The organism is Alistipes sp. cv1, assembly GCF_900240235.1.
GTDB classification, from domain to species: Bacteria; Bacteroidota; Bacteroidia; order Bacteroidales; family Rikenellaceae; genus Alistipes_A; species Alistipes_A hominis.
The window spans coordinates 164,752-189,656 of the sequence record NZ_OEPW01000004.1 but is presented as its reverse complement, the minus strand read 5'-3'; the positions used below and the strand labels follow the sequence as shown (position 1 = coordinate 189,656).

The 24,905-nt window shown below is 54.4% G+C and carries 23 protein-coding genes and 1 tRNA gene; 12 read left to right on the top strand and 12 right to left on the bottom strand.

Translation table 11 applies throughout. The annotated features are described in order from the left end of the window. The first annotated feature begins 18 nt into the window (after positions 1-18). The 5 genes from C1A08_RS08085 (at position 19) to C1A08_RS08065 (ending at position 4,192) form a co-directional block, all read left to right on the top strand. The gene (locus tag C1A08_RS08085; RefSeq protein ID WP_101572639.1) at positions 19-1,362 is read left to right on the top strand and encodes a biosynthetic peptidoglycan transglycosylase; all 1,344 of its coding nucleotides are present in this window, start codon (positions 19-21) and stop codon (positions 1,360-1,362) included. A gap of 212 nt (positions 1,363-1,574) precedes the next feature. Next, on the top strand, positions 1,575-2,024 hold the full coding sequence (locus tag C1A08_RS08080) for a M15 family metallopeptidase (RefSeq protein ID WP_101572637.1): 450 nt from the start codon (positions 1,575-1,577) through the stop codon (positions 2,022-2,024). Positions 2,025-2,067: 43 nt separating this feature from the next. Beyond that, positions 2,068-2,946, top strand: coding sequence for a polysaccharide deacetylase family protein (locus tag C1A08_RS08075; RefSeq protein ID WP_101572635.1), 879 nt, complete (start codon positions 2,068-2,070; stop codon positions 2,944-2,946). A 54-nt stretch (positions 2,947-3,000) separates the two neighbouring features. Further along, a complete protein-coding gene (locus C1A08_RS08070) occupies positions 3,001-3,651 on the top strand; it encodes a hypothetical protein (protein WP_101572633.1) in 651 nt (216 codons plus the stop codon). 196 nt (positions 3,652-3,847) lie between these two features. After that, the gene (locus tag C1A08_RS08065) at positions 3,848-4,192 is read left to right on the top strand and encodes a helix-turn-helix domain-containing protein (RefSeq protein WP_101572631.1); all 345 of its coding nucleotides are present in this window, start codon (positions 3,848-3,850) and stop codon (positions 4,190-4,192) included. A gap of 89 nt (positions 4,193-4,281) precedes the next feature. Here C1A08_RS08065 and C1A08_RS08060 read toward each other — a convergent pair whose 3' ends face one another. From C1A08_RS08060 to recQ, 12 genes are all read right to left on the bottom strand, one after another. Next, positions 4,282-5,517, bottom strand: a complete 1,236-nt coding sequence (locus C1A08_RS08060; RefSeq protein WP_101572629.1) for a site-specific integrase — start codon at positions 5,515-5,517, stop codon at positions 4,282-4,284. Positions 5,518-5,791: 274 nt separating this feature from the next. Next, a tRNA-Ser gene (locus C1A08_RS08055) sits at positions 5,792-5,879 on the bottom strand. Between the two features lie 163 nt (positions 5,880-6,042). Further along, complete coding sequence (locus tag C1A08_RS08050; RefSeq protein ID WP_101572627.1) at positions 6,043-6,837, bottom strand: TatD family hydrolase; 795 nt, start codon at positions 6,835-6,837, stop codon at positions 6,043-6,045. Beyond that, entirely contained in the window at positions 6,831-7,943 is a 1,113-nt protein-coding gene (dprA, locus tag C1A08_RS08045) for a DNA-processing protein DprA (RefSeq protein WP_101572625.1), read from the bottom strand. The genes C1A08_RS08050 and dprA overlap by 7 nt, the downstream gene beginning before the upstream one ends. 69 nt (positions 7,944-8,012) lie before the next feature. Continuing rightward, complete coding sequence (rfbB, locus tag C1A08_RS08040) at positions 8,013-9,071, bottom strand: dTDP-glucose 4,6-dehydratase (protein WP_101572623.1); 1,059 nt, start codon at positions 9,069-9,071, stop codon at positions 8,013-8,015. Positions 9,072-9,083: 12 nt separating this feature from the next. Then, positions 9,084-9,947, bottom strand: coding sequence for a dTDP-4-dehydrorhamnose reductase (gene rfbD / locus C1A08_RS08035; protein ID WP_101572621.1), 864 nt, complete (start codon positions 9,945-9,947; stop codon positions 9,084-9,086). Between the two features lie 3 nt (positions 9,948-9,950). Next, a complete protein-coding gene (gene rfbC / locus C1A08_RS08030) occupies positions 9,951-10,511 on the bottom strand; it encodes a dTDP-4-dehydrorhamnose 3,5-epimerase (RefSeq protein ID WP_055204869.1) in 561 nt (186 codons plus the stop codon). 46 nt (positions 10,512-10,557) lie between these two features. Continuing rightward, positions 10,558-11,427 carry a glucose-1-phosphate thymidylyltransferase RfbA gene (gene rfbA, locus C1A08_RS08025; protein WP_055204867.1) on the bottom strand — a complete coding sequence of 290 codons (870 nt, stop codon included), beginning with the start codon at positions 11,425-11,427 and terminating at the stop codon, positions 10,558-10,560. Positions 11,428-11,525: 98 nt separating this feature from the next. Continuing rightward, complete coding sequence (locus C1A08_RS08020; RefSeq protein WP_101572620.1) at positions 11,526-14,411, bottom strand: family 78 glycoside hydrolase catalytic domain; 2,886 nt, start codon at positions 14,409-14,411, stop codon at positions 11,526-11,528. Positions 14,412-14,420: 9 nt separating this feature from the next. Further along, positions 14,421-15,212 (bottom strand): 16S rRNA (adenine(1518)-N(6)/adenine(1519)-N(6))-dimethyltransferase RsmA, encoded by a 792-nt coding sequence (rsmA, locus tag C1A08_RS08015; protein WP_101572618.1) that lies wholly within the window; start codon positions 15,210-15,212, stop codon positions 14,421-14,423. A gap of 19 nt (positions 15,213-15,231) precedes the next feature. Further along, a complete protein-coding gene (locus C1A08_RS08010; protein WP_101572616.1) occupies positions 15,232-16,494 on the bottom strand; it encodes a hypothetical protein in 1,263 nt (420 codons plus the stop codon). A gap of 137 nt (positions 16,495-16,631) precedes the next feature. Continuing rightward, the gene (gene recQ / locus C1A08_RS08005) at positions 16,632-18,824 is read right to left on the bottom strand and encodes a DNA helicase RecQ (protein ID WP_055204859.1); all 2,193 of its coding nucleotides are present in this window, start codon (positions 18,822-18,824) and stop codon (positions 16,632-16,634) included. 112 nt (positions 18,825-18,936) lie between these two features. Here recQ and lptB point away from each other — a divergent pair, with 112 nt between their 5' ends. The 7 genes from lptB to C1A08_RS07970 all read left to right on the top strand — a co-directional run bounded on the left by lptB (position 18,937) and on the right by C1A08_RS07970 (position 24,894). Continuing rightward, positions 18,937-19,659, top strand: a complete 723-nt coding sequence (gene lptB / locus C1A08_RS08000; protein ID WP_055204857.1) for an LPS export ABC transporter ATP-binding protein — start codon at positions 18,937-18,939, stop codon at positions 19,657-19,659. Between the two features lie 3 nt (positions 19,660-19,662). Continuing rightward, positions 19,663-20,925, top strand: coding sequence for a 3-phosphoshikimate 1-carboxyvinyltransferase (gene aroA / locus C1A08_RS07995; protein ID WP_101572614.1), 1,263 nt, complete (start codon positions 19,663-19,665; stop codon positions 20,923-20,925). 64 nt (positions 20,926-20,989) lie between these two features. Further along, on the top strand, positions 20,990-21,985 hold the full coding sequence (locus tag C1A08_RS07990) for a chorismate synthase (protein WP_101572612.1): 996 nt from the start codon (positions 20,990-20,992) through the stop codon (positions 21,983-21,985). Between the two features lie 162 nt (positions 21,986-22,147). Beyond that, positions 22,148-22,699 carry a YceD family protein gene (locus tag C1A08_RS07985; protein ID WP_101572610.1) on the top strand — a complete coding sequence of 184 codons (552 nt, stop codon included), beginning with the start codon at positions 22,148-22,150 and terminating at the stop codon, positions 22,697-22,699. 34 nt (positions 22,700-22,733) lie between these two features. Beyond that, a complete protein-coding gene (gene rpmF / locus C1A08_RS07980) occupies positions 22,734-22,916 on the top strand; it encodes a 50S ribosomal protein L32 (RefSeq protein WP_081032593.1) in 183 nt (60 codons plus the stop codon). 20 nt (positions 22,917-22,936) lie between these two features. Further along, positions 22,937-23,881 carry a phosphate acyltransferase PlsX gene (plsX, locus tag C1A08_RS07975; protein WP_081032592.1) on the top strand — a complete coding sequence of 315 codons (945 nt, stop codon included), beginning with the start codon at positions 22,937-22,939 and terminating at the stop codon, positions 23,879-23,881. Further along, positions 23,881-24,894, top strand: a complete 1,014-nt coding sequence (locus C1A08_RS07970) for a beta-ketoacyl-ACP synthase III (RefSeq protein ID WP_055204844.1) — start codon at positions 23,881-23,883, stop codon at positions 24,892-24,894. Before plsX ends, C1A08_RS07970 begins: the two co-directional genes overlap by 1 nt. The last annotated feature ends 11 nt before the right edge of the window (positions 24,895-24,905 follow it).

Sequence of the window (24,905 nt, the reverse complement as noted above, 5' to 3'; positions counted from 1 at the left end):
AAATAAAATTTCTTAGCTATGCTTGATTTCGAAGATTACATCCGTCGCCAGATCATACGAATCTTCAAAAACAGAGGATTCGACATAACGATTGGCTGTACTAAATGGCGTGGCAACCACCTAACACTCGACGATCTTTTACTGAAAAAAGCCAATGACCCGGCCCAATATATCCAGATAGAACGACTGATGTGTAAGCTCCATGTGTGGCGTAGCCTCTTTCATTTTTCACCAGATGGTGGGTTAAAAGCGGAAAAGATTTGTATCGACCTGAGAGCCGTATCGGACATTCCCCTGACATTATCCTGTTTTGAAGCGGGCTTTCGCCTTGGAAAAAAGAATCAAATTGTAGAGATAGAAACAGGCGGCCTTGCCATCATGGTACAGCATTTACATAAAAAAATACAGGATGACCTCTACCTGCAATTTACAAATCTCGCATGGAACGATATAGTAAAAGTATTGGACGGTCATTGGCTCAGCCCTGTTATTGCCGGTTCCCATTCCGAAGCCTCAATATCATCAACAGTCATTTTTCGGTTCCTTCCAAGGAATCCTCTTCCATTTGCCCATGCGGAAATCAAATGGAACGGTTTTTCACTGGCCCGTAAAAATCCCGACGAAGCGCCCCTAAAAATCGACCGCGATTATTTAATGAACGCATTGGACGAAAAGCGGGGAATCGTCCGTAACGGTCAATATTTGCCTTTCGATCAAATTCCTTGGGAACTGATCGATGCCATCATCTGTACGGAAGACCCCCGGTATTGGAACCATTCCGGCATTTGCCTTTACGGCTTAGGGATCGCCCTACGGGAAAATGCCCAAACACGGAAATTCAGCCGGGGAGCCAGCACCATCACCATGCAGGTAGCCCGGAATATTTTCCTGACCCACAACCGGAACCTGGTCCGCAAAGTTGAAGAGGTAATAATAGCTCTTCTGCTTGAGAACTACTATAAGATCGATAAAAGAACTATCCTGGAACTGTATGCCAATCTCATCGAATTTGCTCCGGATGTATATGGCGTACGGAGCGCCGTCCGGTTTTATTTCGACAAAGAACCCGGCGAATTGACATTGACCGAAATACTGACTTTAACCTACATCATACCCCGCCCCCGTCATTTTTACGAGGCTTTGCTCGACCAGACCGAGCAACTGCGTAAGAACCTGAACCTGCATCTCCGCTCTTACGCCCGCGCTATGGTCAAAAAAGGGTTTATAGCTCCCCATATAGCCGAAAACATTGGCCCATGTATTCATTTTGGAGAAAAATTCGGGACACTGATTTTGTTAGATGGTGAAATTTTATCAAACAGGGAACAAACAAAGGTATTCCCGACAGCATCGACAAACTGATCCGAGCATACCCACAGTCCTTAAAGGAATACGACGGGCAATACATCCGCCTGTACAACGGCCAGACGATCGAATATAAACGACCCGCCCCCAACAATGGAACGGGAAAACCGGGCTTAGACGCCATTTTTAATGAATGCTACCCCAAAGGTGTACCTGTCAATTCTGCCTCTCAAAACGATGCCGGGCGTAACCGACATCAGGAATTACTGATGAAAATGTACGGAGCTTCCCCGGAAGAAGTCCGGAAAAACCTGGTTCCGGTCCAATGGTGCCCAAAATTGGTAAATCAAACCCTGTGGTGTACCAAAGTCAATATGGTACACGTTCGCCTTTCCCGCATATCGGCGGAACTGGACCGACATCCGGAACTTGCTGTTTACCTGAACAGCGGTGGCATTTTCAATTGGCGACCGATAAATGGTAGCGACTGTTTAAGCCCACACTGCTTTGGCATAGCGATAGATATTGCCGTCGATCAGGCCCACTACTGGCAACATCAGATTTTGGAACAAGGCGGTAAACTGCCCGAACTCCCCCTAAGTCCCATTCCCCAAATCATCGTAGATACGTTTGAAAAACACGGTTTTATCTGGGGCGGCCGATGGCGGCATTACGATACGATGCACTTCGAATACCGTCCCGAACTGTTCCTCGAATGATAGCAAATAAAACATCTCTCTCACAAACAAACTACATAGGCTGATGAATCGCAAAAAAATATCTATCACGATAGACGACCTGCCCTTCGTTTCCCCCGGGGTGACCTTAGATGACATAGAAGAAGCCACCGCCCGGATACACGGCCATTTGGAAAAAAACAAAATACAGGCCGTCGGCTTCGCCGTCGGACAGTATGTTTCCTGGGGACATCAGGACAATCGCCGTCTGGACATACTGAAAAGCTGGCAGGATCAGGGGCATTTGCTGGGCAGCCACACATTTTCCCATGTATCGCTCAGCCAAGTTCCTTTGGATGTTTTCATCGAAGACATCCTGAAAAACGAACTGATTTTGAAGCCATTTTGGAATGCGGCACCATATAAAGAGCGCTATTTCCGCCTGCCGTACCTGCAATGGGGATCCATCGAAAAATTTAGCGGATTGAAAAACTTTCTCTCGCATCTGCCCTATACCCTGGCACCGGTTACAGTGAATAGCTTTGATTTTATCTTCAACGCGGTATACGTCCATGCACAGATGCATAAAAAAGTGGCTGCTATGGAAAATATCGTTTCTGCTTATATTTCCCATATAAAACTGTTGATCGGATACCATGAACGGTCGACATTCGCTAAGATAGGTCGGAATATCGACCATATCCTGCTACTGCACGCCAACCTGATCAACGCATATTGCCTGGACAAAGTCGCAGGTGTCTTAGCGGAAAGCGGGTATTGTTTTCCTCCACTACGGGAAACCCTGGCCGATCCTTATTACCGGGATTTCAACGAGTGGGACGAGGGCGACCGATGCCATTTCAATCAATGGTGGGAGGAAAAAGGAATTCATAACGAGATAGAACCGCTCCCTGCCATAGATCGGGATGTCGTAAAAGCATATACTGCTTTGACCGGCTCCTGAACACTTTCATCACGCCATCTTACCGTATCACCGAATTACCAATCTTAATATGCTATGAAAACAAAAAACGCACAACCGGTCGATATGCCACCCTGGATGGATATTGCATGGCATGAATTTTTGCTGTGGCAGGAAAACGACTGGACAATAAACAATCCTGAGGGTCAAAAACGCGCACAAAACTATATTTACATCACTCGCAATTATTTCAAGCCCTCCCAAGCCGGATGGTGCGGTTGCTTTGTCGATTGGGTGCTGAAAAAGACAAATCAAATTTATGGAACGGCATTTTCCTCTGTAACGAACAATCCCTCCGGGTCACAGAACTACGCTACCCGGAAACGATATCCGGGGAGCATTCGCTTACGCCCCAGGCTCAACCGGGTGCCTTATGGCTCTCTGGTCGTCCTGCGATCGGGCCCTTGGCAAGGACATGTCGGATTCCTGGTAAATTATACAAAAATCGGACACGAAAGATACGCCTGCCTGCTGGGCGGCAATCAGAATGACAAAGTTTGCGTACAGGAATTCCGGGTGTACCGGGTAGCAAATAAAATCTTTTATCAGACCCGGAAGGGTAAAATATTCACCTTGAAAGGTTATGTTTTTCCGCAGGAATACCACTGGGAAGCCCAAGACGATCAGGCGTTCGAATATTGCGACGAAGGATACGAGATCGTAGAGGCGTTTGAGAAACTGCGTTAAAAACAGTTTCTCATAATAGGCTGCGCACTATTCGCCTCTTAATATCTCTTTGAGAAACAAACCTTTAACTCACACCTCTATTTACTAATTTTGCATCGGTCTGTAAAAAGTCCGATATTGTCTAAACCCTGGTAGTCCCGTTCTGCTATTCTTCCATGCAACGCGAATATGAATTCACTTAAATCAACCGATTCACATGGAAGTAATTACTATCGATTCAAGGGCTTTCAAAGAGCTGACGGAAAAGCTAGAAGCCGTTTCGTCCTATATTTATTCACTCGAAAGCTCCACCCAAAATGAGGAGGAGGAGTGGGTGGATGGCCAGGAAATATGCCAATTCCTGCGTATCTGCGCACGTACCCTGCAACGCTTACGGTCAAACGGTATTATTCCCTATTCTACGATGGGAGGAAAGCACTACTATCAACTCAGTCAAATCAGGCGTTTGCTCAAGGAACGCTTAGTCAAAAGTACAGATGAATGCTTTCAAGCACTCGTAGAACATCATCGCCTGTCCGCTTACAGAAAAAAGAAAAAATAACCTCTCTATTCAAGCCCCCGTGAATTGTAGATGGACAATAAAAAAACTGACCGTTTCCGCGGCCAGTTTCGTTATCCCAGTCATGCTGTTCAGTTTCGCTTAAACGCTTCCTGACAAAGGCTGTCCATATTGACAAATACGCCATTAAGCCGTTCCATATCGTTGCTTATCTTTATTTCGGTTGTACGGGCGTAAATACGGGTAGTTTCGATTTTTTTATGCCCAAGCAACTTGGACACCGTATCGAGCGGAACCCCTTTCCCCAGCGTTACTGTCGTCGCAAACGTATGCCGGCCGGCGTGGAAAGTCAGGTTCTTATTGATACCGCAAACATCCCCGATCTCTTTCAGGTAAGCGTTCATCTTCTGGTTACTGATTACCGGCAGCAATTTGCCCTGTGGTAGTTGACCTGCATATTTGTCGAGAATCATCTTAGGTATGTCCATCAATGGCACATTGACTTTTACATTGGTTTTTATTCGTTTAGTCATTATCCAAAGTTTGCCATCAAAGTTTTTCCGGATATTTTCTGCTTTCAAGTTCATCACGTCGATGTAAGCCAAACCGGTGAAGCACGAGAATATAAACAAATCCCGTACATGTTCCAGTCTTTTTGTTACCATTGGCTTCTTTAAGATCAGAGCGATTTCGTACTCTGTCAAATAGCCCCTATCAACTTCTTCTAAGCGTACTTTATATTCTGCAAAAGGATTCGTTTGCAATTTTCCGTTTTCCCGGGCTATGATGATTATGCGCCTGAAAAACTGGAGAAACTTTACGGTTGTGTTGTGGCAACATTTACATTCCGTCCGCAAAAACGACTCAAAACCGGCAATAAACTTATGATTTATATCTCGCAGGGGCATGTCCGAGAGGTTGTATTCACTGAGAATGAAATTTGTCAGGTGTCGCCGGGTGACCTCGTATTTCAAGTAAGTCGGTCTCGTTATTGAGATTCCTATCTGTTTCCTGCTGTTTTCATTATGCTCTTTGAATAGGGCCAATACCGTTTCCTGCTTGATACGGTGTCCCAAAAACTCATTCTTCACCGTTTCAGTGGTGACGTAGTAATTGTCCCGCTGTTGATCGTGGTAGATTTTATTCAACGAAGACCGGACGTCATCCAGCAGTGCGTTTATTTTACCCGCATCTTTACCTTTGACTTTTCCGACCTCCACATTCCAGTTTGCAGGCAAGACACTCTGCTTGGTACTAAACTGGGCAACTTTACCATCGATGGTGATGCGAGCCATGATCATGGCCCGTCCGTCTTTTCTTTCCGATCCTTTTTTCAGGTAGAACAGAATTGAAAATGTGCTTTTCATATCTCACGTTGTTTAGTTCAATTAAGAATAGGGAATATCCCTAAACTTGGAGATAGATAAACTTCGTAAAATGTGGACTTTACACAGTCATTTTCGGACAAATCGTTACCTTTTTTGTCCCTTGAAAAAAAGGTAACGATTTGGTAACGATTTTTTGTCAGTCGTTGTCTTTTTGATGTCTTGGAATGTCGATTCAGTGGCAACAAAAAAGCCTATAAATCTTAGATTTATAGGCTTTTGTCTGAATTCTATCCGGATTTGTCCGGAAGTTCAGCGGAGAAGGCGGGATTCGAACCCGCGATACCCTTTTGAGGTATACACACTTTCCAGGCGTGCTCCTTCGACCGCTCGGACACTTCTCCTAAAAACTTTTACTGAAACTTCCGAGCCGGGGTCGAAGTAGTGTTCGGCTCAAAAAGCGCGGCAATGTACGAAAAAATCCTGAATTATTAAAACCGGACGGCATTTTATCGCAAAAGATATTCCGTCGTAACGTTTACCGGCCCGCTCCGGGAGTGGAAAACGTCAGAAGAACGCGTCGCCGAATATCTTCCGGACGCTCCGGGCGGTCGTCTCCGCCACTTCGTCCGGCGAAATACCGTAAATCGCGGCGATCCGTTCGCAGATCAGCGGCAGGTAACCGCTTTCGTTCCGTTTGCCGCGGTACGGCACCGGAGGCAGGTATGGAGAATCGGTTTCGAGAAGCAGCTCGTCGAGCCGCATGGCCGGCAGCACTTCGGCCACGGCCGATTTTTTATACGTGACCGGACCGCCGATCCCGAAACAGAACGTCCCGACCGCCCGAATCCGCCGGTAATGTTCGGCCGTTCCGCAAAAACTGTGCATCACCCCGCGCAAACCCCGTCCGCCGAAATTCTCCAGCAATCCGCACATCTCGTCCCAGGCATCCCGCGTATGGATGGCGACCGGCAGGTCGTAAGCCAGCGCCAGTTCGATTTGGAAGCGCAACGCCTGCATCTGCTGTTCCCGGAAATCGCGGCTCCAGTAGAAATCGAGTCCGATCTCGCCGACACCGCAGAAACGAATCCCCGCGGGAGGCGCCTGCAAGTACTCCGCCACGCGGTCGAGATCGGCCCGGTAGTCCGGATTGCCATTCACAGAAGTCGGGTGCAGCCCCATCATCGGGCGGCAATACGCCGGATAACGCCTCGACAGGGCGAACATCGCATCGTAGGACTCGCGGTCGACGGCGGGCAATAGCATCTTCCCCACTCCGGCGGCCTGCGCGCGCGCGATCGCTTCGTCCCGGTCGTCGTCGAAAGCGACGTCGTACATATGGCTATGCGTATCGATCAACATCTGACGTAAAAACTACCCCGCAACGAGCGGATCAATCCTGAAAATTCGAGTTCCAACAGCAGCGGCGACAATTCCTGCGGCGCAATCCCGCTGCGCAGGCTCAATTCCTCCGACGATACGGGAACGTCGGTGCCGATCAACTGCAATACCGCTTCTTCCGGCGAACCGGCAAGTATATCGATCGGCGATTGCCTCGCCGGTTTCCGCACCGGTTCAACCGGATCGGCAGGCTGCCAGTTCAGCGCCTCGACCACATCCTGTCCGCAGCATACCATCTGGGCTTTCAGGCTCTTGATCAGGCCGTTCGTTCCGTCCGACGACGAGTCGGAGACGCGCCCCGGAACGGCCATAACGATCCGGTGATAACCGTCGGCCATCCCCGCGGTCACCAGCGAGCCGCCGCGACGGTGCGATTCGACGACCAACGTCCCGTCGCTCAGGCCGGCGATAATCCGGTTCCGGCAAATGAACGAAGAGCGTTCGGTCTTATACCCGCTGCAAAACTCGGTCACCACGGCGCCGCCTTCGTGCACCATGCGGCGGGCATCCCGCGTATGTTCTCTCGGATAGATGCGATCCAGCGGATGCGCGACGACCCCGACCGTAGCGAGTCCGGCCTGCATGGCAGCCCTGTGCGCCGCAATGTCGATCCCGAAAGCCAATCCGCTCACCACCACGGTATCGGGACACAGGCCGGCCACTTCGCGGATAATCCGTTCGCATACGCCGGCCCCGTACACCGTGCAATCGCGCGTGCCGACGACCGTGAGCCAACGTCCCCGGTTCAGATCGATATCCCCGCTGACATAGAGCACATGCGGATAATCAGAACACTCCCGAAGCCGCTGCGGGTAGTCGGGCGACAACGAATCGATAGCCCGGATCCCGTTGCGACGGATCGAATCGACCTCTTTCGCAGCCCGTTCGTGATACTCCCGGCGGCTGATTCGCTGCGCCAGGTCGGGTCTCAGTTCGGCCCGTTCGACGATTTCATCGGCAGTCGCGGCGAATAGCCGTTCCGCCGAACCGAAACAGGCGATCAGATGGATCGCCGTCCTGGATCCCACCCCGGGATACAGCGTCAATGCAATATCATCCACCAACATATGCTGAACGTTTAAACGATCGGTTATCAACTCAATTCAACCGCCCCGGACAAAATACATCGCCCAGGCTTACCGCCGCCCGTACATCTTCTCGTAATACTTTTCGTACTCGCCGCTGGTCACGCTGTCGAGCCACGCCTGATTGTCCAAGTACCAGCGCACGGTTTTTTCGATACCTTCCTCGAACTGCAGGCTCGGTTCCCACCCCAGTTCGTTTTTCAGCTTCGTCGAATCAATGGCATAGCGCAGATCGTGCCCCGCCCGATCGGTCACGTAAGCGATCAGCTTTTCGCCCGCTCCCTCCGGACGCCCCAGCAAACGATCGACCGTCCGGATGACCACCCGGATCAAGTCGATGTTTTTCCATTCGTTGAAACCGCCGATGTTGTAGGTTTCGGCGATTCGGCCCCGATGGTAAACCGCGTCGATCGCCCGCGCGTGATCTTCCACATAGAGCCAGTCCCGCACGTTCTCGCCCCTGCCGTAGACGGGCAGCGGCTTGTCGTGACGAATATTATTGATAAACAGCGGGATCAGTTTCTCGGGAAACTGATAAGGCCCATAGTTGTTCGAACAGTTGGTAATCACGGTAGGCAGTCCGTAAGTATCGTGAAACGCCCGCACGAAATGATCGCTGCCCGCCTTCGAAGCCGAATAGGGACTGTGCGGGTCGTACTTGGTCGTTTCGGTGAACAGCGTCCCGTCGAATCCCAGCGCGCCGTAAACTTCGTCGGTCGAAACGTGGTAAAAACGCCGGCCGTCATAATCGCCGTCCCAATACTCACGCGCGGCCTGAAGCAGCGAAAGCGTCCCCAGCACGTTGGTTTTCGCAAAGGTGAACGGATCCTTGATACTGCGGTCCACATGGCTCTCGGCCGCCAGATGGATCACCCCGTCGATCGAATACGTCCGGAAGATCTCTTGCATCTTTTCATAGCGGCAAATATCTTCTTTTACGAACGTATAATTCGGCGCATTTTCGACATCCCGCAGGTTTTCCAGATTGCCCGCATAGGTTAGTTTGTCGAGGTTGACGATTCGGTAATCGGGATATTTATTTACAAACAGCCGGACGACATGCGAGCCGATAAACCCGGCTCCTCCGGTAATCAGAATGTTCTTTTTCATCGCTTTTTGTCTTTATTTTTCGGTCGGGACGGACAGGATCGCCATGCATTCCCGCAGCGAATCCAGCCAGTAGGGAACACGGACGCCGGCCTCCCTGATTTTATCTTTTGCAAGCACGCTGTAAGCCGGACGACGGGCCGGAGTCGGATAAGCCGCCGTCTCGATCGCTCCGACGCGGATATCGATCCCCGCCAGCGCAAATACCGCTTTCGCAAAATCGTACCACGAGATCGCCCCCTCGTCGCTGAAATGGTACACTTCGAAACCGGATACGCCGCGTTCGGCAAGCCGCAGGATCGCATGCGCCAGATCGGTCGCATAAGTCGGCGTTCCGACCTGGTCGTACACCACGTTCAGCTCATCGCGTTCGCGGCCCAGCCTCAGCATCGTCTTAACGAAATTATTCCCGTACTCCGAGTAAAGCCATGCGGTACGAATCACGCAGGCATTGCACCCGCTCGCTTCGATCGCCTGCTCTCCGGCCAGTTTCGTGCGGCCGTAAACGCCCTGCGGCGCGGTCGGACGGTCTTCCTTCAGCGGATGACAACTCTCCCCGTCGAACACGTAATCGGTCGAAATATGGATCAGACCGATCCCGCGCTCCCGGGCGACGCCGGCCAGCACTTCCGAGCCCTGCACGTTGATTTTCGCCGCCGTTTCGGCATCGCTTTCGGCCCTATCCACCGCCGTATAGGCCGCACAGTTGACGATCAGGTCGATCGCATGTTTCTCCGCCAGAGCTGCGATACACGCCCGATCCGTGATATCCGCCTCCGGGACATCGGTAAATACGAACCGGTGCTGCGGGTACATTCCGGCAACTTTCCGCAGCGAACAACCCAGCTGTCCATTTCCGCCGGTAACCAATATATTCATAGCTTAATACAATACGCCATTAAACAATACGGCATCGCGCAGCAGCGGATGATGCCGGTCTTTCTCAGAAACGACGATATCCGACGCCGGCAGCCGCCAATCGATTCCCAAAGCCGGATCGTCGTAAGCGATCGCTCCCTCGCATTGCGGCGCGTAGAAATTATCGCACTTATACTGGAACAGCGCTTCGTCGCTCAATACGACGAATCCGTGCGCGAATCCCCTCGGAATAAAAAGCTGGCGATGGTTTTCGCCGGTTAGTTCCACCGCCACATGCCGACCGAACGTAGGCGATTCCCTGCGGATATCGACTGCCACGTCGATCACCGTTCCGCGGATCACCCGTACCAGCTTGCTCTGTGCGTGGGGCGGCAGTTGATAATGCAGTCCGCGTAATACTCCATAGCTCGATTTCGATTCGTTGTCCTGCACGAACACCGTCTCGCACACCTTTTCGGCAAACTCCCGCTGCGAAAAACTTTCGAAAAAATAGCCCCGGTGATCCCCGAAGATTTGCGGTTCGAGAATCACGACGCCCTGTAAATCGGTTTCTATAACATGCATATCCGTTCTTTCATATTTAAATTCATACCGTCTTCGACAAACCGGACTACAACAGCCCGGACAGATATCGGCCGTATCCATTTTTCAACATCGGCTTTGCCAATTCCCGGAGCTTTTCCCGCGTGATCCATCCCTTGTTAAAAGCGATCTCTTCGAGACAGGCTACTTTCAACCCCTGTCGTTTCTCGATCACTTCGATGAAATTCGACGCTTCGCTGAGCGAATCGTGCGTCCCGGTATCCAGCCAGGCGAATCCTCGACCCAGCAACTGCACCTTCAGCGCTTTTTCTTGTAGGAACCGCTGGTTGACCGTCGTAATCTCCAGTTCTCCGCGCGCCGACGGTTTGATCGTCCGGGCGACCTCGACCACCCGGTTCGGATAAAAATAGAGTCCGACTACCGCATAATTGGATTTCGGCTGCACAGGCTTTTCCTCGATCGAAAGCACGTTGCCCGCGGCGTCGAACTCGGCAACGCCGTACCGCTCCGGATCGTTGACATAATAACCGAATACGGTCGCATTCCCCTGCTCTCCGGCCTGTGCGACCGCCTCGCCGAGCATCTTCGTAAAACTCTGTCCGTAAAATATGTTATCGCCCAGCACGAGACAAACGTCGTCCCCGCCGATAAACTCCTCGCCAATTAGGAACGCCTGTGCCAATCCGTCCGGAGAAGGTTGTTCGGCATACGCGAAACGCACGCCGTAATCCGAACCGTCGCCGAGCAGCCGCCGGAACATCGGCAGGTCTTCGGGCGTCGAAATAATCAGGATATCCCGGATACCGGCCAGCATCAGCACCGATATGGGATAGTAGATCATCGGCTTGTCATAGATCGGAAGCAACTGTTTGGACACCCCCTTGGTAATCGGGTAGAGCCGGGTACCGCTGCCCCCCGCCAACACAATACCTTTCATAAAACTATATTTTTTTCAATTCGTTACACAAAGATAGCTTTATTTGACAAAAAAATGTGTCGAACCGGCAAATACGCACGATCCGACACACTTTTTATTTAAATAGAACTTTGAAAACGATAAGTGCCCGAAACCACTTCGTACAACGCCTTGCCGTTCTCCATCCGCAAGAACCGAACGCCCGGGGCCTCCGCCGCCGGACGGCCCGATTCGGTGATCCCTTCCGCCGACGCAGCCGGCACGTGAACGACCGCCGACGTATTGACCGGCACCGTCACGTCGAGCGTCAACCGCTCGCCGTCGCGCTTCCAGCCGCTTTCGATCCGACCGTACATCGAATCGTGCCACGCCTCGACGAAAGTCAGATCGCCGACCACCGACGGGTCGATCACGAAACGTTTGAATCCGGGATATTCCGAAACGCAACGGATCCCGGCCAGGTACTTGTAGAAATAACCGCTGATCAGGCAGAACGGCGGATGGTTGCGCGAAGCCGAGCCGTCCCACGTTTCCCACATCGTATTGGCTCCGTTGGCCACCATAAAGCCCCACCCCGGATAGGCGGGCTGGGTCGCCAGCCGGTAAGCCAATTCCGGATCGACTTGCGGCAACAGATCCATCAGGGCCATCGTACCGACGAAGCCGGTTCCGATGCGGCCGTCGTACTTCTGCAGATCGGAAATCAGGTTCCGCTGTACCGCGTCCCGGTCGCTCTGAGGAACGATCCCGTATTCGAGCGGAACGACGTTCGCCGCCTGGCGGTACGGAGTCGGCTTATCCCCGTGATAGGTCTTCGTAGCCGGATCGAAAAACTCGCGGTTGAAACTCTCGGCGATCCGCGCGGCCCAGGCGTCCATCCGCTCGGCTTCCTGCGGGCGATCCAGGTAACGCGCGATCCCGGCGAGGTATTTCACGACGCGGTAGTGCGAAGCCGTCCCGTAAAGAGTCAGCCCTTCGGGCGGCGCCATCTCATAAGATTGCAGCGTATCGGACAACGTCATGTGCGGCGACACCCAGTCGCCGAGCACCTCGCGGATGATCTCCGGCTTGCCGTCCGCCTGACGCAGCAGGCTGCTTTCGGCGAAACGCTTCATCGTTTCGTAATGCCGCTCCACCACGCGGCGGTCGCCGTAATAGCACAGCAGATCCCACGGCACGAACACGATAGCGGCCGGCCACACGGTCGAAATGCTCTGGTCGTACCCGGTCGACGGCGCCACGGTGCACAGTCCGCCGTTCCGGTCGGCCGTACCGGCCAGGTCGGTCGCCCATTTCGCATAGAAAGCCGCCATATCGAAATTGTAGATCGCCGTCTGGTCGGTCATATAGGTATCGGCCGTCCAGCCCTGCTTCTCGCGGTGCGGACAGTCGGTCGGGATGCTGTGGATATTGTTCAGCAGCGTCGCGCGCGACATCTGCTGCAAACGGTTGACCGTCTCGTTCGAACAGACGAACGATCCGGCGTCGGCCACGTCGGTATGCACCGGAACGCCTTCGACCCGCTCGACGGTAACCCCCTCGTCCGCAGTCACGCGGATATACTGGAAGCCTTTGTACGAAAAACGACATTCGAACGTCTCCGGCCCGCCGCCTTTAAGAATGTAACCGTTCTGCTGCCGGATATTGATCGACTTGTCGTAAAACGACGCGTAATCGGGATCGCCGATTTTGAATTTCATTTTCGACGGATGGATATCCGGCACGAGTTCCGGATCGGATGGCAGTTCGCAGTACTCCACGAGCACCCGCGCTCCGGCCGGACCGCTGACGCGCACCCGCGCCCACCCGGCGATGTTCCGGCCGATATCGTAAGCCGTACGTCCGTTCCCTTTATCGAAGGTTTTGACCGGGGCGATCGGAGCGAAACAACGTACCGGCGGCATCATCTGGGCATACAGCGGCCCGCTGCCGTCGACCACGGCCGCGGGCCTCCAGCCGTCCGCGACGAATCCCGGCCGGTTCCACCCGGCTTTCTCTTCGCGGGCGTCGTACAACTCCCCGTGCCGGGTATCGTCGTAAAGAATCGGACCGCCGGCGGTCGTCCAACTGCCGTCGGTCACTATATCAGCAGTCGTCCCGTCGGCGTATTCGACGCTGAGCAACGCGATCGCCTTCGGCTGTCCGACCCACAGGGAGCTGCCCAATCGCCAGATATCGTTGCACAACGGGTTGTACTGTCCGCGTCCGACCATGATCCCCAGCGCGTTGTCCCCGCGCCGGACATCGGCGGTCACATCGTAGGTTACGTAAAACGTCCGTTTATGAAAATTCGTCCAGGCAGGATCGAGGACGTGATCGCCGATTTTTTCCCCGTTCAGAAAGGCTTCGTAATACCCCACCCCGGTCACGTACAGCGTAGCTGCCTTCACTTTCTTCCCGAGCGCGAATTCTTTGCGAAACAGCGGCGACGGATCGTAATGCGGAGAAGCCATATCGTACAGTTCCCAAATCGTCCGGCCGGTTCCGACGAACCACGGCCACGTCGGTTCGCGGTGACTGTTCTCCCGATCCTTGTGAGCCTGCCACTGCTCGCGCCACTGCGCATCGTCGCGGTAGGCAATCCAACGGGCGCCGCCCCAATCCCGTTCGGTCAGCAGCCCCATGCTCCACATCGCGGGCTCGCTCCACGGCCCCGCCTTCCCCGCGGCATCCCACACCTGCACCTTCCAGTAACAGCGCATACGGGATTCCAGCGGCTTGCCGGCATACTCGACCTGAATCGACCGGTCGGAAGGCACCCGGCCGCTGTCCCAAAGATCCCCCCGATCCTTTTTCAGCAGTTCCGCAGAAGAGGCCACCAGAATGCGGTAAGCGGTCTGGCAGTCCCCGCGCTTGCCGGAAACGACTTTCCAACTCAGCCGCGGCGACGTCACGTCGATCCCCAGCGGATTATCGAGGTATTCGCAACGCAGCCCCTCCGTGCCGGCCGCCCGAAGGCCGATATTTCCGGCCAACAGCAATCCAAGTAAAATGATCCTTTTCATGAATTAAAATTAAGTTCGGTTATTTCGGGGCAGCCGTCCGGCTACCCAATCGGTTAGTTCGACGAATTGAGCGACATTCAACACCTCGGGACGCAGCGGGAAAAACGCATGTTCGTCTCCTCCCAGGTCGCCGAACGCGGCGCGCAGCGAATTGCGGATCGTCTTGCGGCGCTGGTTGAAAACGGCCTTGACCACCCGGGCGAACAGCACCTCGTCGCAACCGAGTCTCTCTACCCCGTTGCGCGTCAGCCGGATCACGGCGCTCTTGACTTTCGGAGGCGGGTTGAACACCCCCTCGCCGACCGTAAACAGGTACTCGATATCGTAAAAAGCCTGCAAAAAAACGCTCAGAATCCCGTAGTCTTTCGTACCGGGCTTTTCGACTATCCGCACGGCCACCTCGCGCTGCACCATCCCGACCGCTTCGGGCACCCGGTCGCGGTATTCCAGAATTTTGAAAAAAATCTGCGACGAAATATTGTACGGGAAATTACCGATCACGTTTACCCCGTCGGGAAACCGCTGCGCCAGATCCATTCGCAAAAAATCGCCGTCGATCAACCGCGGCGCGAACTGCGGATAATGCTCGTGCAAGTAAGCGACGCTCTCGGTATCGACTTCGGCGCCGTAGAGCGTAATATCCGTCCTTTCGAGCAGGAATTTCGTCAGCACGCCGGTGCCGCACCCCACTTCGAGCACCGTGGAGCAACGATCGGCCCGCAGGCTGTCCGCAATCCGTTTCGCGACCGACAAATCGGTCAGGAAATGCTGACCGAGGTGTTTTTTGGGTTTTACATACATAGGTCTCTCCGTCACGTTATCAGCGCACCAACATCACTTTGCCTTTCGAATCGGTCCGTACGCTGCCGTAATTGATCGACGGGATCGTTTTCCGGGCTTCTTTCAGGTCGATCACCGCATAATACGGATCTCCGGCATCCACACGGGACTTCACCTCGTCGAATTCCTCCTTCGCCACCGCCATTGCGTTTTTAAAATTGGCCTTGCTCGCCTCCCATTTCTCCTCCGCCGTCGTCAGAGCGTCCAGCCGGACGTTACCGATCATGGTCGTTTCGAGAAAATAAGTCAGATCCCCGTTCGCATCGCCGATGCCCAAAAACATGTGATTCGGTTTCAGAATCAAGTACGGAAACAGATCGAACCGTTGGTAGATCGAAGCCAGCATGCAGGTTCCCTCCACGCAGTTCGCCTGCGCGCTGGCCAAAGCCTGACTAAAAAAACGAACGTTTTGCACCCTGACATCCTCCGCCTGACCGGGAATTTGGGTCGCATTGCTGTAACTGACCCCAGTTTGCTGCAAAACGTACCAGATCGCGCACATCTGCTGAAACAGGTAATTTTCATCGCCCGACTGGTAACCGTTGAATCCCGACGGCAAAGCGACCTCCTGAAGCGCCTGCTCCATAATCCGGTCGATCTCCGGATTTTCCTCTTCGACGTAACCGGCGAACATCTCGGGAATTTCGACCGCATCGTCCTCGTTGACGACCAGCCCCTGCGGCCGTTCGTACGGATATACGATCAAGGCGTTCACACACTGACTGACCGAACGGCACGAAAAGGTGCGATCGACGGTACAAATCTCCCTGCCGTCGGCCGAGATCGTCCAGCGCAGCGCCAGGTTGCGCGTCCGGTCGAACCGGCGCAACGCATCGTACTTCCAGACCATGCGGGGCTGCATCCACAACGTATCCCCGCTGCGGGGCAGCGTATATTGCCCGACGACCTCTTCGTTGAGCTCGCTTTCGTGCATCTTCAGTTCGATCGTCGCCCCGCTACGCGGACTCACCAGCGACAGCTTGAAAATATCTTTCGTCAGCAACCCTTCCACATTCACGCCCTGATAGTCCGTTACGAACGGAATCATGTAAAGATAAGAGGTGTAAATCTGATCTTCGAAGCCGCGGGGCGTCAGCACCACGTCCACAGCCACGTCTCCGGCCGCAAGCGGCGGATCCGACTCATCTTTGCTGCACGCGCACAGCGTAAAAACCGCTGCGGCCAAACACAACGATCCGTTCCAAATCCTTTTTCGCAACTTCATTACACCCAGTTTATTCATAATCAGATTATTTAAACAATTTCTAATCACAACGCTTCGTCCTTTCCTCCATTATGCAGGGAAAGCCCCCCGGCAATTAACGTTATGCCGGACCCGTATCGGACGAGTCCGGCATCATTCCGCCGTATTACCGTTGATCAGTTCCCCATTTCGCTCATGAACCTGGCCCTTACCAGCCGGATCTCCTCTTCGGTGAAATCGGGGCCGAGCTCCTTGACCGCCTCTTCGAGCGAATCGCTCTCGGCGTCCTCCTTGAAATAGAGATAGATCTCTTCGGCCTTCTCCTCGTCGATCACCTCGTTCACGTAATAGCCTATATTGAGTTTCGTCCCGGAATGGATGATGGCTTCGATCTCGCCGAGCAGCTCTTCGAAATCCATGTCGCGCGCTTTGGCAATGTCTTCAAAATCCATCTGACGGTCGATGCTCTGAATGATGAACACCTTGTTGCCGCTCTTGTTGACCACGCTCTTGACCACCATGTCCTGCGGACGGACGATGTCTTTTTCATCGACGTATTTCTTGATCAGTTCGACGAACGGCTTGCCGAACTTCTTTGCCTTGCCGACGCCGACGCCCGTGATGTTCTGCATCTCCTCAAGCGTAACCGGGTACTGAATCGACATGTCTTCGAGCGACGGATCCTGGAATACCACGAACGGCGGCAACTCCATCTGCCGGGCCACCTTCTTGCGCAGGTCCTTCAGCATCGCGAAAAGTTCCTCGTCGGCTACCCCGCCTTTGCCGGCCGGCGGCGAAACCGACTCGTCGTCGTCCGTATCATCGTACTCGTGGTCGGCGGTCATCATCACCGAATAGGGATTCTCGATATACTCCTCGCCCGCCTCGTTGATCGACAGCAGGCCGTAATTCTCGATGTTGCGGTCGACCAGCCCGAGGATCAACGCCTGGCGCACTACGGCTCCCCAGAAACGGTCGTTGTGATCGTCGCCGATGCCGAACCACTCGCTCTTATGGTGATTATAAGACTTGATCAGGGCGTTGTTGCGACCGACCAACATGTTGACCAGGTAGTCGGCCTTGAACTTATCGCCGATGGCCTGCAACACGCGCAGCAGCAACCGCAGGTGGTCGCGTCCCTCGAAACGCGGCTTCGGATTGACGCAGTTGTCGCAGCAACCGCAGTTCTCCTCGGGAAACTCCTCGCCGAAATAGTGCAGCAACGTCTTGCGGCGACACACCGAACTCTCGGCATAGGAGACCGTCTCCTGCAACAACAGCTTGCCGATCTCTTGCTCGGCCAACGGTTTGCCCTGCATGAATTTTTCGAGCTTCTGGATATCCTTGTAACTGTAAAAGGCGATGCACTGCCCGCCCCCGCCGTCGCGGCCGGCGCGGCCGGTCTCCTGATAATACCCTTCGAGACTTTTCGGAATGTCGTAATGGATCACATAACGCACGTCGGGCTTGTCGATCCCCATCCCGAACGCGATGGTCGCCACGATTACGTCGACCTGTTCGTGCAAGAACTTGTCTTGGTTGCCGGCCCGCGTCGCGGCATCCATCCCGGCATGGTACGGAGCAACCTTGATGTTGTTGGCGGCCAGCAGTTCGGCCAGTTCCTCGACCTTCTTGCGGCTCAGGCAGTAAATGATCCCGGACTGTCCCTCGTGGTTTTTGATATAACGGATAATATCCTTCGTGGCATTCGCCTTCGAACGGATCTCGTAGAAAAGATTCGGCCGGTTGAACGACGACTTGAATACCGAAGCGTCGAGCATACCGAGGTTCTTCTGAATGTCCATCTGTACTTTCGGCGTAGCCGTCGCGGTCAGCGCGATCAGCGGCGCCTGCCCGATCTCGTTGATGATCGGACGAATGCGGCGGTACTCCGGGCGGAAATCGTGTCCCCATTCCGAAATACAGTGCGCCTCGTCGATCGCATAGAACGATATTTTGATTTTCCGCAGGAAATTGACGTTATCCTCTTTGGTAAGCGATTCGGGAGCGAAATACAGCAATTTGGTTTTCCCGGCCAGCACGTCCTCTTTGACCTTCGTGACGGCCGCCTTGTTCAGCGACGAATTCAAAAAATGGGCGACGCCGTCCACCATGCTGAACGTGCGCATCGCATCGACCTGATTTTTCATCAACGCGATCAACGGCGAAATGACGATAGCCACGCCGTCCATCATCAGCGCGGGAAGTTGATAACACAGCGATTTGCCGCCTCCGGTAGGCATCAGCACGAACGTATCGTTCCCATCCAGCACGTTGCGGATCACCGCCTCCTGATTTCCTTTGAAATTATCGAATCCGAAATACTCCTTTAAGCAATGATATAGCTTAGAAACCTCTTTATCAGACATCTACATCCAATATTATTTGACAACAAACCTATTTAATAAAGGAAAGATAAGAATAATTTCCGAATTTAACTAACTTTGTAGAAAATTTTTCGCACACTGCGTATCCAACCCTATGAGACTATACACGAAAGACCTGGTAAAACGCTATAAAACCCGCACGGTGGTCGACCATGTGTCGATCGAAGTCAACCAGGGGGAGATCGTCGGACTGCTCGGCCCGAACGGCGCCGGCAAGACCACGACGTTCTACATGATCGTCGGACTGATCAAGCCCAACGAGGGTTCGATTTTCCTCGAAGACCAGGAACTGACCAACGAGCCGGTCTACAAACGCGCCCAGAAGGGGGTCGGCTACCTGGCTCAGGAAGCTTCGGTATTCCGCCGACTGTCGGTCGAGGACAACATCCGGGCCGTCCTGCAGATGACCAATTTCACGAAAGAGTATCAGAAAGAACGACTCGAAAACCTGATCGAAGAGTTCCGGCTGACCAAAGTGCGCAAAAGCCTTGGCATCCAACTTTCGGGCGGCGAACGACGACGCACCGAGATCGCCCGGGCGGTGGCGATCAACCCGAAGTTCATCCTGCTCGACGAACCGTTCGCCGGGGTCGACCCGATCGCCGTCGAAGACATACAGAGCATCGTGGCAACCCTGAAAAACAAGAACATCGGCGTTATCATCACCGACCACAACGTGCACGAAACCCTGTCGATTACCGACCGCACCTACCTGTTGTTCGAGGGACGCATCCTGAAAGCCGGCACGGCCGAAGACCTGGCCAACGACGAAATGGTGCGCAAGGTCTATCTGGGACAAGACTTTAAACTGCGTTAACACATGGACATCACCCTATCCGAAGGAACCGTATCGGGCAGCGTTACCGCCCCCGCATCGAAAAGCTACGCGCAGCGGGCGATCGCCGCCGCGCTGCTGTGCGAGGGCGAAAGCGTCCTGTCGAATATGGTGCAGTGCAACGACACCCGCGCCGCGCTGCAAGTCGCCGCCGACCTCGGCGCGAAAATATCGGCTCACGAAGACACATACACGCTGCACGGCGGCCTGCATCCGCGCAAACGCCAACTGAACATCGGCGAATCGGGCCTGGCGACCCGCCTATTCACGCCGATCACGGCGCTCTGCACCGAAACCATCACGCTGACCGGCAAAGGATCGATCCTCAAACGCCCGATCTCGATGATGGAAGAACCGCTGCGGCAACTCGGCGCGACGGTCAGTTCGCAAGGAGGCTACCTGCCGATCCACATCCGGGGAGCCATCCGCGGCGGCAACATTACGGTCGACGGTTCGCTCAGTTCGCAGTTCATCACCGGGCTGCTGATGGCGCTGCCGCTGGCCGCACAGGACACGACCCTGACGGTCAACGACCTCAAAAGCCGGCCGTACATCGACATGACGATCGGACTGCTGAAAAATTTCGGCATCGACATCAAACACAACGACTACCGGCAGTTCTTCATCGAAGGAGGCCAACGCTACGTCCCGACGCGCTACCGCATCGAAGGCGACTGGAGCGGCGCCTCGTGCCTGCTGGTCGCAGGAGCCACGGCCGGTCGGATCACGGTCGAAAACCTGAATCCGCTGTCGCTACAAGCCGACACGGCCATCATCGACGCCCTGACCCGGGCCGGGGCCGAAATCACGACGACGGCCGATTCGGTCACCGTCCGCCGTAACGAACTGCACGCGTTCGAATTCGACGCGACGCACTGCCCCGACCTTTTCCCGGCGCTCGCCGCGCTCGCCGCCAACTGCGACGGCACTTCGATCATCCGAGGCACACACCGGCTCATCCACAAGGAGAGCAACCGCGCCCAAACCCTCGCCGACGTTTTCGGCGGCATGGGAGTTGCGGTGGACATCGAGACGGAGAACGAGATGCGGATCATCGGCGGAACGATTCACGGCGCTACGGTCAGCAGCCACAACGACCACCGGATCGCCATGGCGGCGGCGGTAGCGGCGCTGAACAGCGACGGGGCCGTCACGATCCGCGGAGCCGAAGCGGTCGACAAATCCTATCCGGAATTCTGGGACGATTTCAGAAATCTGGCCGGACGCGAGGCGGAAGATAAATTGTAAATAATTACGGATACGCACAGGCTTTTTCACTTTGCGACGGGCCTGATCCTAAAAATAAACCGAAATGAACAGTTTTGGCAGATTATTCAGAATTTCCATATTCGGAGAGTCGCACGGCGAAGCGGTCGGCGTGACCCTCGACGGAGTACCCGCGGGACTCGAACTCGACGAGACCTCTTTCGAAAAAGACCTCGGCCGCCGCAAAAGCGGCAAACGCGGCACGACGCCGCGTAAGGAGAGCGATACGCCGCACCTGCTGACGGGCGTCTTCAACGGCCGCACGACCGGCGCGCCGTTGACCATCCTGTTCCACAACGAAAACACGCTGTCGGGCGACTACAAAAACCTGATCACGCATCCGCGCCCGTCGCATTCGGACTGGGTGGCGATACAAAAGTTCAGGGGATTCGCCGATTACCGCGGCGGCGGACACTTCTCCGGCCGGCTGACCCTCGGGCTGGTCGCGGCCGGCGTGGTAGCAAAAAAAATACTGGGCGGCAAGATCCGGATCGAAAGCCGCATCCTTGAGATCGACAACTGCAACAACCCGGACGATTTCCCGAAAGTCGTCGAAGCCGCGCTGCGTTCGCAGGATTCGGTGGGCGGTATCGTCGAATGCACGGCCACCGGCGTACCGCACTCGCTCGGCGAACCGTTTTTCGATTCGGCGGAGAGCGTCATCAGCCACCTGTTCTTCTCGATCCCGGCCGTCAAAGGCGTGGAATTCGGCGCCGGATTCGAAGCGGCCCGGATGCGCGGCAGCGAGCACAACGACCCGATCATTTCGCCGGACGGAACCACGGCCACGAACAACGCCGGAGGAATTACCGGCGGGATCACCAACGGCAATCCGGTCGTGGCGCGGGTCGTCGTCAAACCGACCTCCAGCATCTCGTCGCCGCAAATCACGCTGAACACGGAAACCGGGAAACCCGAAGAGTTGAAGATCAAGGGCCGTCACGACGCCTGCATCGCGCTGCGCGCACCGGTCGTCGTCGAAGCGGCGATGGCCATCGCGTTGTGCGACCTGACATTAATCGCAAAGTCGCAACGTCCATAGCGCGGACGATCGGCGGAAACGGGATTCCGTACCTTCCGGCCGGCACTCCGGACAATACGGAAGGTACGTTTCCCGTTAGCACGGATAGGATACTCTATTATTCACGGAAGGTTTGGCAATTACGTTTAAATTATATACCTTTGCGGTCTGTTTTAGCATAGGATGAGTACGCTTACAAAATGTTCCATAGCCCATAAGGCGCTGAGTGTCGGGACACACCGATTCGATTTCAAAATCGGCGATCGCTTTTTCGAAGCTTTCGAAGGATCTGAAATCCATCGGGGAAAAGCCGATGTACAGGTCGTGCTGAACAAGCAAAGCAACCTGCTGACCCTCGATTTCAGGATCGAAGGGGAAGTCTGCGTGACCTGCGACCGCTGCCTCGAAGAGTTCATGATGCCGGTCGGCTATACGGGAACGCTTGCCGTCCGCTACAGCGAAACGGAGCAGGAAAGCGACGGCGAGGTGATGTGGATCGGCCCGTCCGAAACCGAGATCGACTTGTCGCAGTACATCTACGAAAGCATCTGTTTGAGCTTGCCTTACCAGCGGGTGCACCCTGTCGGCAGCGATGGTAAAAGCGGTTGCGATCCGGACATGCTGGCGCGGTTCAACATCGTAAGCGAAGAGGAATTCGACCGGCTCACCGGCAACGAGCAGACCGAAACGCTACAAGACAAACTAAAAACGAAAAAGTCTACAAACGAAAAATAAACGAGAATACTAACAGTAGTAAATATCTTTAAAAATGGCACATCCTAAACGTAAGATCTCGAGCACGAGACGGGACAAAAGAAGAACTCATTACAAAGCCGAAGCACCTACGATTTCTACCTGCTCGAACTGCGGAGCAGCCGTGCTTTACCACCGGGTATGTCCCGAATGCGGATTCTACAGAGGCCGCTTAGCGATCGAAAAGAAAGCCGAATAGAGTCCTAAAGTCATAACCGTATGACGAAAATAGGAATTGACGCAATGGGCGGAGATTATGCTCCGCAGGCGGTGGTGTCGGGTGCCATCAAAGCGTCCGGCCTCATCGGCAGGGACAGCAAAATCGTCCTGTTCGGAGACAAAGTCCGGATCGAGGAGATTCTGTCGCGCGAGAACTGCCCGCCCGACACGTTCGAAATCGTACCGACAACCGAGGTTATCGGCATGGGAGACAATCCGTCGCAGGCATTCCGCCAGAAACCCGATTCCAGCATCGCGGTCGGCTTCCGTTACCTGATGGAACAGAAAATCGACGGTTTCGCGAGCGCCGGCAGCACCGGGGCGATGATGGTCGGCTGTATGTGCACCGTCAAGCAGATCGAAGGAATCATCCGCCCGGCCATCTCGTCGGTCATCCCGACCATTGACGGCGGCGAAGTGATGCTCCTCGATGTCGGACTGAACGTGGATTGCAAGCCCGAAGTGTTGTGCCAATACGGTACGATCGGCAACCTGTATGCGCAGGGGGTCATGCACAAGGAAAACCCGCGCATCGCCCTGCTGAACATCGGAGAAGAGAAGGAGAAGGGCAACCAGCAGACCAAAGCCGCCTACGAGATGATGGAAAACTGCCACGATTTCAATTTCGTCGGCAACATCGAAGCCAAACACCTGTTTTCCGGTGAAGTGGCCGACGTGGTGGTATGCGACGGGTTCGTCGGCAATACGATCATCAAACAGGTGGAAGGCGTCTATTCGATGGCCCTGCACGACGGTCTGAAAAACAGCTATTTCAACAAACTCAATTACGAAACGGTAGGCGGAACCCCGGTACTGGGCATCAACGCTCCGGTGCTGATCGGTCACGGCTGTTCGAGCGCCGAAGCGATCAAGAACATGGTGCTCCAGACCGAAAAAACCATCAAGGCTCAGTTGGATTCCAAACTACGAGAAAGATTTAGTTAATGGCAAAAAAGAAAACCGCAGCAATAACTGGCGTCGGCGCATATTTGCCCGATTACATTCTGGACAATATCGAGTTGAGCCAGATGGTCGATACATCCGACGAATGGATCATGTCGCGTATCGGCATCAAGACCCGCCACATCCTGAAAGGAGAAGGGCTGGGCACCTCGTTTATGGGCGAAAAAGCCGTCCTCGACCTGCTCGAAAAGACCAATACCGACCCGATGGATATCGAAATGGTGATCTGCGCAACGGTCACCCCCGACATGTTCTTTCCGTCGACGGCCAATCTGATCTGTTACAAGACCGGGATGAAACAGGCGTTCGGGTTCGACTTGTCCGCAGCCTGCAGCGGCTTCCTGTTTGCACTGAACACGGCTTCCAAATACATCGAAGCCGGTACGCATAAAAAAGTGATCGTGATCGGCGCCGACAAAATGTCGTCGATCATCAACTACAAAGACCGCAACACCTGCCCGATCTTCGGGGACGGCGCGGCAGCCGTGCTGCTGGAGCCTTCGACCGAAGGCTACGGCGTACAGGACGCTATCCTGCACTCGGACGGCGGCGGCGGCCAACACCTCTACATGAAGGCGGGCGGCTCGGCCTATCCGGCCACGCACGAAACCGTCGAAAACAACTGGCACTACGTCTATCAGGAAGGACAGGCCGTATTCAAAGCCGCCGTATCGAACATGGCGGATACGTCGGTCGAAATCATGGAACGCAATAAGCTGACTCCGGACGACATCGCCTACCTGGTTCCACATCAGGCCAACCTGCGCATCATCGAAGCGACGGCCCACCGCATGGGACTCGCCAAAGAGAAGTGCATGATCAACATCAACAAGTTCGGCAATACAACTGCGGGTACTATTCCGCTCTGCCTGTGGGACTACGAATCGCGGCTGCGCAAAGGCGACAATCTGATCCTTTCGGCTTTCGGCGGCGGTTACACTTGGGGCTCCATTTACGTCAAATGGGCCTATAACGGCGGCGATTTTTCGAAATAACCGGATAACTT